11 protein-coding genes and 1 pseudogene are annotated in these 13,468 nt (G+C 58.0%); 1 reads left to right on the top strand and 11 read right to left on the bottom strand.

Annotation, left to right across the window (positions count from 1 at the left end; genetic code table 11):
• Positions 1-26: 26 nt before the first annotated feature.
• Positions 27-392, top strand: a complete 366-nt coding sequence (locus GH983_RS23805) for a cell wall metabolism sensor histidine kinase WalK (protein ID WP_153763864.1) — start codon at positions 27-29, stop codon at positions 390-392.
• A gap of 540 nt (positions 393-932) precedes the next feature.
• On the opposite strand, the gene GH983_RS23795 is transcribed toward GH983_RS23805, so the two are convergent.
• The 11 genes and pseudogenes from GH983_RS23795 to GH983_RS23750 form a co-directional block, all read right to left on the bottom strand.
• Positions 933-2,306 (bottom strand): NAD-dependent succinate-semialdehyde dehydrogenase, encoded by a 1,374-nt coding sequence (locus GH983_RS23795; protein ID WP_153763924.1) that lies wholly within the window; start codon positions 2,304-2,306, stop codon positions 933-935.
• Between the two features lie 128 nt (positions 2,307-2,434).
• Entirely contained in the window at positions 2,435-3,739 is a 1,305-nt protein-coding gene (locus GH983_RS23790) for a sodium:proton antiporter (protein ID WP_153763862.1), read from the bottom strand.
• A gap of 357 nt (positions 3,740-4,096) precedes the next feature.
• A pseudogene (locus GH983_RS24435) lies at positions 4,097-4,216 on the bottom strand (FGGY-family carbohydrate kinase); the annotation flags it as partial.
• Positions 4,217-4,240: 24 nt separating this feature from the next.
• Positions 4,241-5,443, bottom strand: coding sequence for a mandelate racemase/muconate lactonizing enzyme family protein (locus tag GH983_RS23785; RefSeq protein WP_153763861.1), 1,203 nt, complete (start codon positions 5,441-5,443; stop codon positions 4,241-4,243).
• Between the two features lie 10 nt (positions 5,444-5,453).
• Positions 5,454-6,161 carry a FadR/GntR family transcriptional regulator gene (locus tag GH983_RS23780; protein ID WP_069044217.1) on the bottom strand — a complete coding sequence of 236 codons (708 nt, stop codon included), beginning with the start codon at positions 6,159-6,161 and terminating at the stop codon, positions 5,454-5,456.
• A 322-nt stretch (positions 6,162-6,483) separates the two neighbouring features.
• Positions 6,484-8,082 (bottom strand): FGGY-family carbohydrate kinase, encoded by a 1,599-nt coding sequence (locus GH983_RS23775; protein WP_153763860.1) that lies wholly within the window; start codon positions 8,080-8,082, stop codon positions 6,484-6,486.
• Positions 8,083-8,113: 31 nt separating this feature from the next.
• A complete protein-coding gene (locus GH983_RS23770) occupies positions 8,114-8,761 on the bottom strand; it encodes a dihydroxyacetone kinase family protein (RefSeq protein WP_069044215.1) in 648 nt (215 codons plus the stop codon).
• Positions 8,762-8,765: 4 nt separating this feature from the next.
• Positions 8,766-9,767 (bottom strand): dihydroxyacetone kinase subunit DhaK, encoded by a 1,002-nt coding sequence (locus GH983_RS23765; RefSeq protein ID WP_069044214.1) that lies wholly within the window; start codon positions 9,765-9,767, stop codon positions 8,766-8,768.
• A gap of 14 nt (positions 9,768-9,781) precedes the next feature.
• Positions 9,782-10,813, bottom strand: coding sequence for an ABC transporter permease (locus GH983_RS23760; protein ID WP_069044213.1), 1,032 nt, complete (start codon positions 10,811-10,813; stop codon positions 9,782-9,784).
• Positions 10,810-12,354 (bottom strand): sugar ABC transporter ATP-binding protein, encoded by a 1,545-nt coding sequence (locus GH983_RS23755; protein ID WP_069044212.1) that lies wholly within the window; start codon positions 12,352-12,354, stop codon positions 10,810-10,812. The genes GH983_RS23760 and GH983_RS23755 overlap by 4 nt, the downstream gene beginning before the upstream one ends.
• A gap of 101 nt (positions 12,355-12,455) precedes the next feature.
• Complete coding sequence (locus GH983_RS23750; RefSeq protein WP_069044211.1) at positions 12,456-13,466, bottom strand: substrate-binding domain-containing protein; 1,011 nt, start codon at positions 13,464-13,466, stop codon at positions 12,456-12,458.
• Between the last annotated feature and the right edge of the window lie 2 nt (positions 13,467-13,468).

The following is a 13,468-nucleotide window of genomic DNA, read 5'->3' as shown; positions in this document are numbered from 1 at the left end:
CCATTAGGGTTCCGGATCAGTCCTGCATGATATTCGCTGACAAGGTAAGGCTGACACAGTGCGTTTCAAACCTCGTGAATAATGCCGCAAAATACACGGCAATGGACGGTCAGATCGAGGTAGCGCTGGAATTACATCCGCGCACCTATCGCATCAGCATCACTGACAATGGTCTGGGCCTCAGTGCCGAGGCCGCGGGCGCAATCTTCAGGATGTTTGAGCAAGTCGAAGAGCATCGGAATCATGCTCATGGGGGACTTGGGATCGGCCTCGTCAAGCAACTCATGGAGTTACACGGCGGCGATGTTTCTGTGTGGAGTGATGGACCGGGATTGGGCAGCGTTTTCACGCTTGAGCTGTCAACTAAGGCAAACTGGCCGACCCAAGGCTGAGGCGCGCCTGCTCGAAAACGTCTTAATTGCCCGCAACCTGCGGACAAGTCTCATTCACATCGGCGACCTGATCTTAGAAGTCCTCACGTCTGGCTTAGCCGAGGCCGAAAAAAGATAAAACCGCGATAACAATAACGACCAATCCAACAATATAGATGATGTTGTTCATGTGCATTCCTTTCCGTTGTCCGACTGGACAACGCATAATCCGGAGGTTGGTTCCTTTTCCAAATTTCTGCATGGGCGCTGGAATTCGAGGTGATAGCCGCCATGCTCCACTTCGATGCTGCTGCGGCTAACTACTCGTGGACGGGTACATTGGTCGATGCCGCTGTAGACAGCCTGCCCGGTCGATCAGGCTCAGTTCGGAGAGGAAAACGACGAAGAGCACCGCTATTCTGCAGCGTGCATTGGTGCCGTAGCACCTCAGGTCGGTAGATGAGGTGCTACGGCACCAATTCTTCACTTCGGCGCATTGCTGACGCATTGACTGCCAACGGGCCGCCGGTAGCTGCCCGTTGCCTCGATGGGTCGAGCAGGTCAACCGATACGGATCGACTTGACGTTGACGAATTCCTTCAACCCTTCCGGTCCGTGTTCGCGGCCATAGCCAGATGTCTTGACGCCACCGAATGGCATGCTCGGGTAAGCGACGTTGAAGGTGTTGATGAACACCATGCCAGTGTCGAAATGTTCGGAGGCCAGCTTGCGCGCATACTCGACGTCCTTGCTGAAGATACCGCCACCAAGACCATATCGACTGCTATTGGCGATCCGGATCGCGTCCATATCGTCCTTTGCACGGATAATCGCCGCAGCGGGACCGAACATCTCGTCTTCATAGGCAGGCTGTCCAGGTTCAACATCCGCAAGAACTGTGGCCGGATAGAACCAGCCTGTGCGATCGGGAATCTTGCCACCGGCAAGAAGCCGTGCCCCCTTTTCAATGCTCTTTAGAACCTGGCTATGCAGTTCATCTCGTTGCTTCTGGCTGACCATCGGGCCGAGCTGCGTCTTGTCATCCGTCGGGTCACCCACCGTGACCGCTTGAAACGCCTTGGTATAGGCTTCGACGAAGGCATCATAGTTCTTTTCAGTGACGATGAAGCGCTTGGCGTTTACGCATGTCTGACCGTTATTGTAGATGCGGCCCTTCACACAGGTTTTGACTGCGAGATCGAGGTCGGCATCGTCAAGCACCAGATAGGCATCGTTGGAGCCCAGTTCGAGCACGGTCTTTTTCACCAGCTCTGCGGCCTTCGCGCCCACCGCACGGCCGGCCCTGTCACTGCCGGTCAATGTCACACCCCGTACGCGCTCGTCTTCGATGACCTTGTCCGATTGCTCATGCGAGATCAGCAATACGCCAAACAGCCCCTTGGGCAGGCCGGCCCGCTCATAGAGATCACGCAGATAAAGGCCGCTGCCCGTGCAGGCTTCGGCATGCTTGAGGAGAACGCCGTTGCCTGCCATCAGGCTGGCGATCGAATACCGGACGGCTTGATAGGCGGGGAAATTCCAGGGCTGGATGCCGTAGATCACGCCCAGCGGCGCGTGCGTGACATATCCCTTGCCGCCTTCGATTTCGCGCTCGTCGTCAGCCAGTGCAGACGGACCGATCTTTGCGGTATAGTCGCATATGGCGGCGCACAGATCGACCTCGCTAAGGCTGTCCTTCAGCAACTTCCCAACCTCATCGGTCATCAGCCTGGCGAACTCGTCCTTCGAGTTGCGCATCTCATCGCCAATCGCCGCGATCACCTTTGCCCGCTCTTCGAGACTCCTGAGGCGCCACTCCAGAAATGCGTTGTGACTGGCTTCAACGACAGCCATGGCCTCTGCGTCTGACATGTGCGGATAAGACTGAATCTCGGTTTCGGTCAGCGGGTTGATGGTCTTAAGAGAATTGGACATAGGGGAGCTTTCTCCTGTTTGATGTGTCGGGCCATTTTGATCGGCCAATGAGTGGAGTTCGAGCAGCCTGGTCATTTGATGAGCGCTGCCGTTGGGCTAACGCTGTTATCTGCCCATAGGTTCGCAACTTACGAGGCCGGACCCTGCAGCCCAGGCGGAGGCAAGCCTTCAGAATCCGGGTCTCGCCCTTGGCTGCGATCGAGCAGGCGCATGATCGGTGTCACGGTTAAGCCGTGAATAAGAACTGACAGCAGCACCACCAACCCAACAATCGCCCACAGCCGCTCACCGCCTTCAACGGGCATATGGTTGAGGCCGTAAGCGAGATAGTAGAATGAGCCAACGCCACGAATACCGAAAAAGGCAAGCGTGAGCTTTTCCCTCCAACTCGCCTTGAAGCCAAGCAATCCGATCAAGCCTGCAAAAGGGCGAATGATGAGCAGAATGACAAGGGCGGCAACCACATCGATGGCGCGAAGCGGCGCAAGAAGACCACTCACCAATGCCCCTCCGAAAAGGACCAACAAGATCATCATGGCAAGGCGTTCGACCTGCTCGGTCACATCATGCATCTCACGATGAAAGTCATGCTGCCGATGAGCCTGGCGAAGAGTAAGCGCAGTAATGAACACCGCGAGGAAGCCGTAGCACTCGATCAGTTCCGTAAGACCATAGGAGACGAAGGTCGCAGCAATCGCGATCAATCCGTCCCCCGTCTGAGACAACCTGGTATCAGCAGGGATCCGGAAGGTGAGCCAACCAAATAGTCGGCCGACCAGCCAGCCGCCCACGATCCCGGCGCCAATTTCCCAAAGCACGTTGTGAAGGATCCAGGTTCCCAGCCAAGGCTCTTTTGTCGTGGCTGCAAGGCTGAGTGCGATGGCGAGGTTCACGAAGGGAAATGCCAACCCATCGTTCAGTCCAGCCTCTGATGTGAGGCCAAATCGCACCTTGTCTTCCTGGCCTGTCTTTGGAGGACCTACCTGTACGTCTGCGGCAAGAACAGGATCGGTCGGCGCCAGGCTTGCACCAAGCAAAAGCGCGACAGGCAGGGAAAGGCTCAAGCCCCAAACGCCAATCAGCGTGATAGCCACGATACTCAGCGGCATGGTCAATGCCAGAAGCCGCCAGGTCACACCCCACCGCCGCCAACTGAACACACGGTCCAGTTTCAGGCCAGCCCCCATCAAAGCGATAATGACCACGAACTCGGTGAAGCGTTCCGTGAACTCGGGATAGGTGAAAGGTAGCGGCTGGTCCGACACCTGCGGGGTCAGAAACAATGCTGCTCCCAACGCGATGCAGATGATCGGCAATGAGAGCGGAAGACGTTTGAGAGCCAAAGGCAACCAGGCGACGAGCGCAATTAGAATGCCAAGCCCCGTGAGCACCAGGATATACGGATCGGGGGACCACTCGTTCAGATCGATCATGTGACCTAAACACGGCCAAGCAGGATTAGATCCATTGCCCTAAGCTACTTTTTCAATATTCGAATGGCCCTGTGTTTTGGCATCACTCCCTCAAAGCGGGTGCGGAGCCACAGAGCGTCAAAAGCCGCCGCAAACCGAAACCAAGCCCCAGTAGAGGAAACCGCTCATCACGGTCGCAGAACCACCCCGCCATACGACCGCCCAGCTGGACCTCAAACGCCGTTTACAAAAGCCGTCGGCCGACATCCTCTCATTTGACGAAGGCTTCAAGACACTGCTGACAGAGTTTGTCGATCGGGCCCGCGACCGGTTTGAAGACTGACGCGATCGCCTACAGCGCTTGCCTGGCCTCAGATAGTTGGCAAAGACTTGGTCAGCGACACTGCCCAACATGATCGAGCCGAGCAGATCCGGCTCTTCTGCTCTCGTCGCCACCACGTCTGTGCCGCAGGCATCGGCCAGCATCTGGCGAACCAGTGCACTTTAGCCCGCCCTCACTGATCACGATGCGTCTGACATTCGCCGCGACACGGTAAAGATCCTATCCAGATCCGGATGCAAATCCATCCCGAGACCTGGACCTGGCGGAACCGTAATCATGCCGTTCTTGACCTCGGGCAGTGCCGTCACCAGATCGCGATACCAGGTCTTATAGAAGGCCCTGACACTTTCCTGGACGAGGGCATTGGGGGCATTGAGCGACAGATGCGTCGATGCACAGAGCACGACCGGGCCCGTGCAGTCATGAGGTGCTACAGGCAAATGCCAGGCTTCGGCCATGGCAGCGATTTTCCTTGCCTCCGAGATCCCACCACACCAGCTGATATCAAGCATGACAACGCCGGCTGATCCCGTTTCCAGCAAGTCCCTGAATGCAAAGCGTGAGCCGAGCGTCTCAGAGGCGCAGATGGGAGCCGGAGATACCGCGGCATAGCGTGTGAGGCTGGATAGACTGTCCATCTTGATGGGGTCTTCATGCCAGAAGGTTTGATAGGGCGTGAGCGCCTTGGCGATCTGCATGGCTGGCAAAAGTTGCCACATGGAGTGGAACTCGACCATGATGTCCATCTTGTCGCCGACGGCCGAACGGATCTTCTCGAACGGCTCAAGCGCGCGTTTCAGGTCCGGCATGGAGATGTACTGGCCACGGCTTTTTTCTGCGGCCACATCAAAGGGCCAGATCTTCATGGCCGTGATGCCGTCTTCGAGCAAGGAATGGGCAAGTTCGTCTGCACGAAGAAGAAAACCGTTCAGGTCATCATAAGCCCTCGTCGCCGATTTCGACAGATCGTAATTCGCCGTTGTCTGCCCCGTCGCCTTCTTGATGTATTCGGTGCCAGCGCAGGTATTGTAGGTCCGGATTTCACGACGGCTGAAGCCGCCGAGCAATTGCGCAATCGGCTGCCCGGTCGCCTTCCCGAAAATGTCCCACAACGCGATGTCAAAGGCGGAATTGCCGCGCACTTCAGCACCAGAAGAGCGGAAACCGAGATAGCCGACCAGGTCTGCTGCGAGGAGATCAATCTGAAGCGGATCGCGGCCGATCACTCGAGGGGCGACATATTCATGGATATAGGCCTCCACGGTTTCGGCCCCAAAGAAGGTCTCTCCAAGCCCGGTGATACCCTCGTCCGTATGGACGAGGATCCAGAGGAGATTTTGCCGCTCCTCGATGCGCACGGTTTCCAGCCTGGTGATTTTCATGGTGGCTTCCTTAAGCAATGCCGGCGGCAAGCAGCGCCTTGGCGCTTTCATCGAAATGCTGTGCCATCAACTGACTTGCCTTCTGTGGGTCGCCTGCAAGGATGGCTTTGGCGATCGCCAGGTGGAGTGCATTCATGGCTCTTCGTTCCTCGTCTGAGGAGCGACTGCGCCATCCAATCGGCCAGGTTTGTCGCGAGACCGTTTGAAACGCACCAAGGATCAGCGAAAAAATCGGGTTCTTCGACGCCTTGGCAATGGCCAGGTGGAAGGCCAGATCGTGTTCCATCACTGTCTCGGCCAAATGAAACTGCGTCTCCATGGCTGTCGCATGGTCGATGAGAATGCGCGCCTCTTCGTCTGAGCGTCTGAGGGCTGCAAGACTGGCCGTCCGCATCTCGATCGTCCGCCTCACATCGTAAATCTGATGGACGTTGATCTGCTCGGTCCCCACACCATGTTCAATCATCAGTGACATGGCGCCATGGTCGAGCTGTGCCACCCGCGCTCTTTTTCCCACATGCAGATCGAGCAGTCTTACGGCTGCCAGCGATCGAAAGGCCTCTCGAACGACCGTGCGCGAGACGCGCAGTTCCTTCGACAGCGCCAGCTCGCTGGGCAGGCTGTCTCCAGGCCCGAGCTCATTGTCGCGGATATAGGACGTGAGCGCAGCGATGACGCCATCCACCCGGCCGTCACTGCCTGTCTCCACACTAACCATAGATAAAAGCTCCAAAATGACAAAACCTGTCAGACAGCTTCTGTTATTATGGTTTAGGTTTTGTCCTTTGGCGTGTCAATCACCAGCACGCGTTACCAGCTTGTCCGAGAGCCACGTCCCGCCCGCAATCGGCTAGATGCCTCCAGGCTGTCGAAGGCGCGTATAAGGGGCCACCGCTCGACTGGTATCACCGATTGACATGCAAACACATCGGATGAGCTCATATCTCGTGCGGTCTCGCCCTGATGCTGGCTCAGATCGCCGCGGCAAACGCGTTCAGCCAGGAATGCCACAAATACCAGGTCTGCCATCACGCCACAGGCTAAAGCGCCCGCGCGACTTCCTGCAATTTGACGAAGGCTTCAAACCGCTGCTCGTGCAGCTCGCCGATCTTGTCCTTGCCCGGTTCGTATATGGACGCGATCGCAGATAGTGCCTGCATTGCCCCTTTCACATCAGGAAAGGCACCGCCTGCCACACTGCCCAAGATTGCCGAGCCAAGCAGGACCGGCTCATCGGCGAGAGGGGCCACCACCGCCAAGCCGCAGGCATCAGCCAGCAACTGGCGCACCAGTGAGCTCGATCCGGCTCCACCGCTGATCACGACGCGTTTGACGCCTGCCCCATGCTTGGCTTGCGTCTCGATGATCTGGCGAAGCCCGTAGCCAATGCCGCACAGACCGGCGATGTAGAGCGCGACCAGACTGTAGAGATCGCGCTCCATGCCAAGACCTGCAATCACGGCGCGCGCATGGGGATCGGCAAAAGGCGCGCGATTGCCGAGAAACTCTGGCACAACATGCAACTCGCCCGCCGCCAAAACTGTCTCGGACAGCGTCTCGACCTGAGCTGTCGCCATCTCGGCCAGAAAAGCTGGAAGCGACTTGCCTGATGCCTGCGCCCTCCCCCTCGCCTCTTCTGCTGCCGGGTGAAACGACAAGAGCTGATCGATCGCGGCCCCTGCTGCACTCTGGCCACCTTCATTCAGCCAGAGGCCCGGCACCATGGCTGAGTAATACGGTCCCCAGACACCAGGCACGAAGACCGGCTCAGTCGTCGAGGTCATGGTGCAGGAGGACGTTCCAAAGACATAGGCCAGATTGGCCATGGGATTGTCGCCAATGCCGACTGTGCCGATGCCGCCGGCATGGGCATCGATCATGCCAGCTGCAACGGCAGTCCCTGATCTCAGACCCATGGCTGATGCTGCGGCTTCGTCAAGCCCCGCCCCAAGCCTTGTGCCGGGCTCGACCATCTGTGTGCCGATCCGGGCAAATCCCTCGTCTGCCAGTTCGCCAAGTCCGACCTTGTGGAAGTAACTCTCGTCCCAGCGCGCCTCATGGGCAAGATATGTCCATTTGCAGGTTACGGTACAGGTCGAGCGGGCAAGATCGCCCGTCGCCTTCCAGGTGAGAAAATCGGCGAGATCGAAAAACTGCCAGGCCTGTCCGAAAACTTCAGGGCGGTTTTCCTTCAGCCACAGGAGCTTCGGCGTCTGCATCTCGGGCGAAATCCGCCCGCCGACATAGCGCAACACATCATGGCCGATGGCATTGATCCGCTCGGCCTGATCCACGGCGCGGTGGTCCATCCAGACAATGATGTCGCGGGAAGGATCGTCGCTGCCACCAAGGCCAAGCGATTGACCACCTTCGCCGACGACCACCAGTGAACAGGTGGCATCGAAACCAAGCCCAATTACCTGGACAGGATCGATCCCAGCCATGGATACCGCTTCGCGAATGACACTACAGACACAGTCCCAGATCTCAGCACTCGACTGTTCGACGATCGAGCTTCCCTCACGAAACACGGTAATGTCGCGTTTGGCGACAGACAGCATCCTGCCAGAAAGGTCAAAGAGACCCGCTCGTACGCTTCCCGTGCCAACATCAACGCCAACGGCATAACTTTCGGTCATTTCAATCAATCCTGCGGCCGGTGACGCAATATCAGTGGCTTGCCACAAACTGGCTCATTCGCCTGATCAGAAAAAACCCGACGGTTGCGCCAGCATCCTGCAGTCCAATGGTCTTCTCCTGAAACGCTGCAGCCTTTCCATGCTGAGCGACCATCGACTTCGTCGCTTCCAGTGCGTCTTCTGCGACCCTGGCTGCCGAAGAAAGCGCGTCCGTGAGACCCGTACCTTTCTCAGCCTCTGCCTCCAGCGCGCTTGTCAGGGGATCGAGCACATCAAGCAGGGTCTTGTCACCGACCTTTGCCTTGCCCCGTTCTGCAATCCCATCGGTATAGGCGCGCCAGAACTGAGCAAGCGCTTCCGTATCAAGAGCATCCAGTCCCTCGACCGCTTTGCTCGCCCTCAGGAAACCGGTGGCCGTCAACGTCCCCATGGTCGAGGGGGCTGTGCGCGCCATTGTTGCACCAGCCGTGCGCAACAGCTTGGACAAACCGGCCTCTTCGCCTTCGGCAGCGACGGCGTCAGCCGCCGCTGCAAAGGATTTCGCCATGGTGATGCCTAGATCGCTGTCACCAACCTTGCCATCGAGTGCGATCAGATATTCCCGTTGCTCGGCAAAAAGCTGCTGCCAGCTCTGGAACAGTCCGATCAGATGACTCGCATCCAGTCTTTCGAGGCTCATATCTTTATCCCGTGACGTGCTTGAAGAAGGGCGTATTGGCAGGCGCTGCCATCAGGCGGTCGAGTTCTTCGTCAAGATGAAGGATCGAAATCGAGGCGCCCGCCATTTCCATTGAGGTTGCGAACTCTCCAATCCAGACATGTTTGAGGTTTACGCCGCGCGCATCGAGAAGCTGGCGGACCCGGCGGAAGAGAATGTAAAGTTCCTCAAGCGGCGTACCACCCAGACCGTTGATCAGGACTGCAACATCATCTCCTGATCTGTAATCGGTCTCGTTGAAGATACGATCCATCATCTCGTCGACAACGGCGTCTGCTGCGCCAAGCTTCTTGCGGCTGATACCGGGCTCGCCATGGATGCCCATGCCGATTTCCATTTCATCCTCGCCGATCGAGAAAGTGGCATGACCGATTTCAGGCACGACACAGCTAGACAGCGCGACCCCCATGGTCCGGGTCTTCATCCGTGCCTTGTCGGCAATTCGTGCGACCTCATCAAGCGACAGACCTTCGGCGGCAGCTGCACCGGCCGCCTTGTAGATGAAGAAGATGCCTGCAACACCGCGGCGCTTGTGCTCTTCTCCAACGATTGAGGAGGCCACGTCATCGTTGCCGACAACCTGCTTGACGGCAATGCCATCGAGATCGGCCAATTCAGCGGCCATGTCGAAATTGATGATGTCGCCGGAATAATTGCCGTAGATGTAAAGGACACCGGCACCTTGATCGACGGCCTTGGTCACCTGATACATCTGCTCGGCACTGGGAGACTGGAAGACACCGCCGACGGCTGCACCATCGAGCATGCCGTCGCCGACAAAGCCCAAGAATGTCGGCAGGTGACCCGAGCCACCGCCCGTGGTGAGCCCGACCTTGCCGGGCTTTGGCTTGGCCGTCACAAGGCAACGCAGATCGTCATTCGTATAAGTGACCATCGGATGCGCCGCATAGATGCCCTCGAGCATCTCGTCGACGAAGTTGACCGGATCGTTGAGAAACTTCTTCACTTTATCCTCCACTGTTACTTTTTGCGCTGACGCGTGACGAAGAAGGCAGCGGCCAGCAGGATGAAGCTGCCGACGACCAGTCGCTGCCAGGTGCTTGGGATGCCGACGAGAACCAGGACGCTGTTGATGACCACGACCAGGAGGACGCCGAGAATGGTACCGAGAACCGTACCGGTCCCGCCGGTAATGCGAGCGCCGCCCAGGACGACGGCAGCAATCACGTTGATTTCCGTGCCAACCAGATCAAAGGGGTTTGCCTGACGGTTGGCACAGACATGAATGATACCCGCAAGGCCCGCTAAAGCACCGGCATAGCCGAAGACGAACAGATGCACGGTACGAAGACTGTAGCCCAGGCGCTCGGCGATATTGGCATTGCCGCCCACGGCGAAGATTGCCCGCCCCATCAGCGTCCGATTCAAAATCCACCAGGTCAGGATGGCGGCGGCTGGAAGCACGAGGAAATAGAAGGGCAAGGTGACGAGGGCACCATTTGCGGTCTCGAACTGCAGAAGTGGCATCCGCCCGAATGCCCCCATCTGTGGCGGCAGCGACATGATCCAGACGGTGCCGATGAAGGACAGAAGAAATCCGCGAAACAGATACTGGGTGCCGATCGTCACGATCAGGGAGGGAACACGCAAATGGTGAACGAGAAGGCCGTTGATCACGCCGAGGAGGACACCGCCTGCCATCGCGATCAGTATGATCACAACGATGGGAAGCCCAGGCAGATAGCTCTGCACCAAAAGGGTCACCGAATACATGGTGAAGGCTGCAATCGCGGTAAAGGAGACATCGATGCCGCCGGCTGCCAGAATGACGAAGACGCCGAGCGCAAAGAGCCCCATGACGACGCTTGCACGGCCGATATCGATCAGGGTCGACGGCTGAAGAAAGGCCGGATTGGCAATCGAAACAGCAATGCAGATGGTCACGAGAAGCGCGAAAGTGATCGTCTCGGGGCGTCGACGTATCAGATTGCCCAGACTGAAGGAGCGCGCAGATTTTGACGAAGGGGCCGTCTCGGCTTTGGTCGCATTCATTGTTCACCCCCCTTTTCACTGCCAAGCATCGCCCGGTAGAGATCGTCTTCAGACGCCTTGTCTGCTTCAAATTCTGAAACGATCTGGCCTCCATTCATGACGATGATCCGGTCTGCGTTTTGCAAGAGCTCCGGCAGATCGTCACTGACGATGATCAGCCCCATGCCGGATTGAGACAGGGACTGGATCACCTTGTAGATCGTGTCCTTTGATCCGACATCGACACCAACGGTTGGGCCATGCAGGATGAGAAGCTTCGGGCGGATGCTCAGCCAGCGACCGATCAGGACACGCTGCTGGTTGCCGCCCGAAAGCGAGCCGACCGGCAGGTCGATATTCATCGTATTCAGGCGCATCTGCGCCGAGAGATCATCGGCAAGTCCCCTCGCCCGCTCGCGGTCAATGACGCCAATACCATTCGTCAGATCCCGAAGGATCAGAGCGATCTCGTTGTCGAGAATGGATTTGTCGAGAAACAGACCTTCTGCGAGGCGATCCTCCGGGACATAGCCGATACCGTGTCTGATGGCGTCCGAGGGAGAATTCAGTCGCACCTCCGTCCCATCGATCAGCATTTTGCCACGCCCGACCGCCATGACACCGGCAAGCGCCATGGCAAGTTCGTTGCGACCGGAATCGGCAAGACCGGTGACGCCGAGGATCTCTCCGCGGCGCAAGGCAAGCGTTACGCCTTCGACATTGTCGGTACGCAGCCCGTCGACCTCAAAGAAGGCTTCGCCGTCGGCACGTCCCTCACGATAGCGGGTGGCGGTGATCTGCCGCCCGGTCATCAATTCGGAGAGGTCATCCTTGGTGAAGCTTGCGATCGGACCTTGCGCCACGCATTTCCCGTCGCGAAAAACGATGGCGTTGCCGCCGATCCGGTAGCATTCCTCGAGCTTGTGGGTGACGAAGAGCACGGTTACGCCCTCAAGCCGCAGGCGCTCGACGACTTCGATCAGGTTGTCGACTTCCCGCCTGGTCAGGGAGGTCGTCGGCTCATCCATGATGACAAGCTTTGCCCGTGTGGCGATGGCACGCGCAATCGCCACCAATTGCCGCGATGCAAGCGGCAGATCTGAGACGATTTCCTGCAGGAAGGGGCGGTCGTTGGGCAGGCCGACTGCTGCAAGCGCGCGTGCTGCCGTTTCCTGCATCTGGCTGCGGTTAAAAAGGCGCGCCAGTCGTCCGCCAGACGATACGAGCTGCTCGGTTAGCGCTACATTTTCAGCGACCGTCAGATTGGGCAATAGCGAGAGATCCTGATAGACGGTCTCAATCCCGGCTGCGAGCGACTGGATCGGGGTTAGAGCGGCATAACTCTGGCCTTCAAGCACGATCTCACCTGCAGACGGCGGATGCGCACCGGACATGATCTTGATGACGGTGCTCTTGCCACAGCCGTTTTCACCCAGAAGGTGATAGACTTGGCCTCGGGCAAGCGTCAGGTTGATGCCCCTGAGCGCATGCACACCGCCAAACCACTTCTCGACATTGTTCAATCTGAGCAGCTCTGCCGGCTGCTCAACGCTTCTTTGCATTGCGACCACGGGAAATGGATCCTCATTTTATCCGCAGGCGGGTTCACGCTGCGGCGGTATGACCGGGAGAGCGATCTCCCGGTCACGGCTCACTCAAAGGATCAGAACAGGAAGTCCTTGTAGGTCGCCTTGTCGGCGAGAACCATGCCGTTGCCGACGACCAGCAAGCCCTGGCCGGCGCCCTGCTTGACGGTCACCTTTTCATAGCCGGGGACACCCAGATCCATGCCATCGGTGAGCTCCTTCTTTTCAAGCAGGAGCTTGGCGATCGTGTTCATGGCCATGCCGGCCTTTTGCGGATCCCAGAAACCGATTGCGGTGATTGCGCCGGATTCCAGCAGATCAGCCGAGGGGTTCGGCAGGCCTGTGCCGACGAGGCAGACCTTGCCGCTCAGACCGGCTTCGTCAATCGCGCGACCAACACCGAGTACGTCATTGCCGGCAGAGGTCTGGAAACCCTTGATGTCGGGATGCTTGCGCAGGATTTCCTTGGCCTTTTCATAGGTCGCATTGGCATCGTCGAAGGACTCGTTGTTGGCATCAACGAGCTGCATGCCTGCATACTGTTTGGCGTTTTCTTCGCCCGCACCGACCCACTGCATGTGGGTGCGGCTGCCAAGCGAACCGACGAATGTCGTCCACTTGCCTTCCTTGCCCATGCATTCGGCAAGTCGCTCGTTGAGTGCGGCACCATAATCGGCGTTGTCGAAAGCTTCGACATTGGCATTGGTGTTGATCTGGTTGTCGGCCTCATGGGTGACGACAACAATACCACGTTCCATGGCGCGCTGCAGTGTGCCTTCAAGCACGGCGGGATCCATCGGAACGACGGCAAGCGCGTTGACGCCCTTGGCGACGAGGTCATTGACGATCTGCAGCTGTTGGGCCGAGTCGGCGGTCGCCGGACCGCTCTGGCTTGCAACGAGATCAGCATTGGCTTCCTGGAAGGCAACCACGCCGGTATTCATGCGATCGAACCACGGGATACCGCTGATCTTGACCACGGTTGCGATCACCGGCTTTTCCTGGGCCACGAGCACGCCGACCGAGCCTCCCAGCGTGACGGCTGCAAGTGCTGTGCCGAGCATCATTTTTTTGGCAAACGAGTTCATGC

It is taken from the genome of Agrobacterium sp. MA01, assembly GCF_009650195.1.
GTDB lineage: Bacteria > Pseudomonadota > Alphaproteobacteria > Rhizobiales > Rhizobiaceae > Allorhizobium.
The sequence above is the reverse complement of the archived record's forward strand: the minus strand, read 5'-3'. Positions and strand labels throughout refer to the sequence as shown.

Coding starts and splice junctions, on each gene's coding strand:
- GH983_RS23805 (WP_153763864.1), top strand. CDS start 27: ATGATATTCGCTGACAAGGTAAGGCTGACACAGTGCGTTTCAAACCTC.
- GH983_RS23795 (WP_153763924.1), bottom strand. CDS start 2,306: ATGTCCAATTCTCTTAAGACCATCAACCCGCTGACCGAAACCGAGATT.
- GH983_RS23790 (WP_153763862.1), bottom strand. CDS start 3,739: ATGATCGATCTGAACGAGTGGTCCCCCGATCCGTATATCCTGGTGCTC.
- GH983_RS23785 (WP_153763861.1), bottom strand. CDS start 5,443: ATGAAAATCACCAGGCTGGAAACCGTGCGCATCGAGGAGCGGCAAAAT.
- GH983_RS23780 (WP_069044217.1), bottom strand. CDS start 6,161: ATGGTTAGTGTGGAGACAGGCAGTGACGGCCGGGTGGATGGCGTCATC.
- GH983_RS23775 (WP_153763860.1), bottom strand. CDS start 8,082: ATGACCGAAAGTTATGCCGTTGGCGTTGATGTTGGCACGGGAAGCGTA.
- GH983_RS23770 (WP_069044215.1), bottom strand. CDS start 8,761: ATGAGCCTCGAAAGACTGGATGCGAGTCATCTGATCGGACTGTTCCAG.
- GH983_RS23760 (WP_069044213.1), bottom strand. CDS start 10,813: ATGAATGCGACCAAAGCCGAGACGGCCCCTTCGTCAAAATCTGCGCGC.
- GH983_RS23755 (WP_069044212.1), bottom strand. CDS start 12,354: ATGCAAAGAAGCGTTGAGCAGCCGGCAGAGCTGCTCAGATTGAACAAT.
- GH983_RS23750 (WP_069044211.1), bottom strand. CDS start 13,466: ATGAACTCGTTTGCCAAAAAAATGATGCTCGGCACAGCACTTGCAGCC.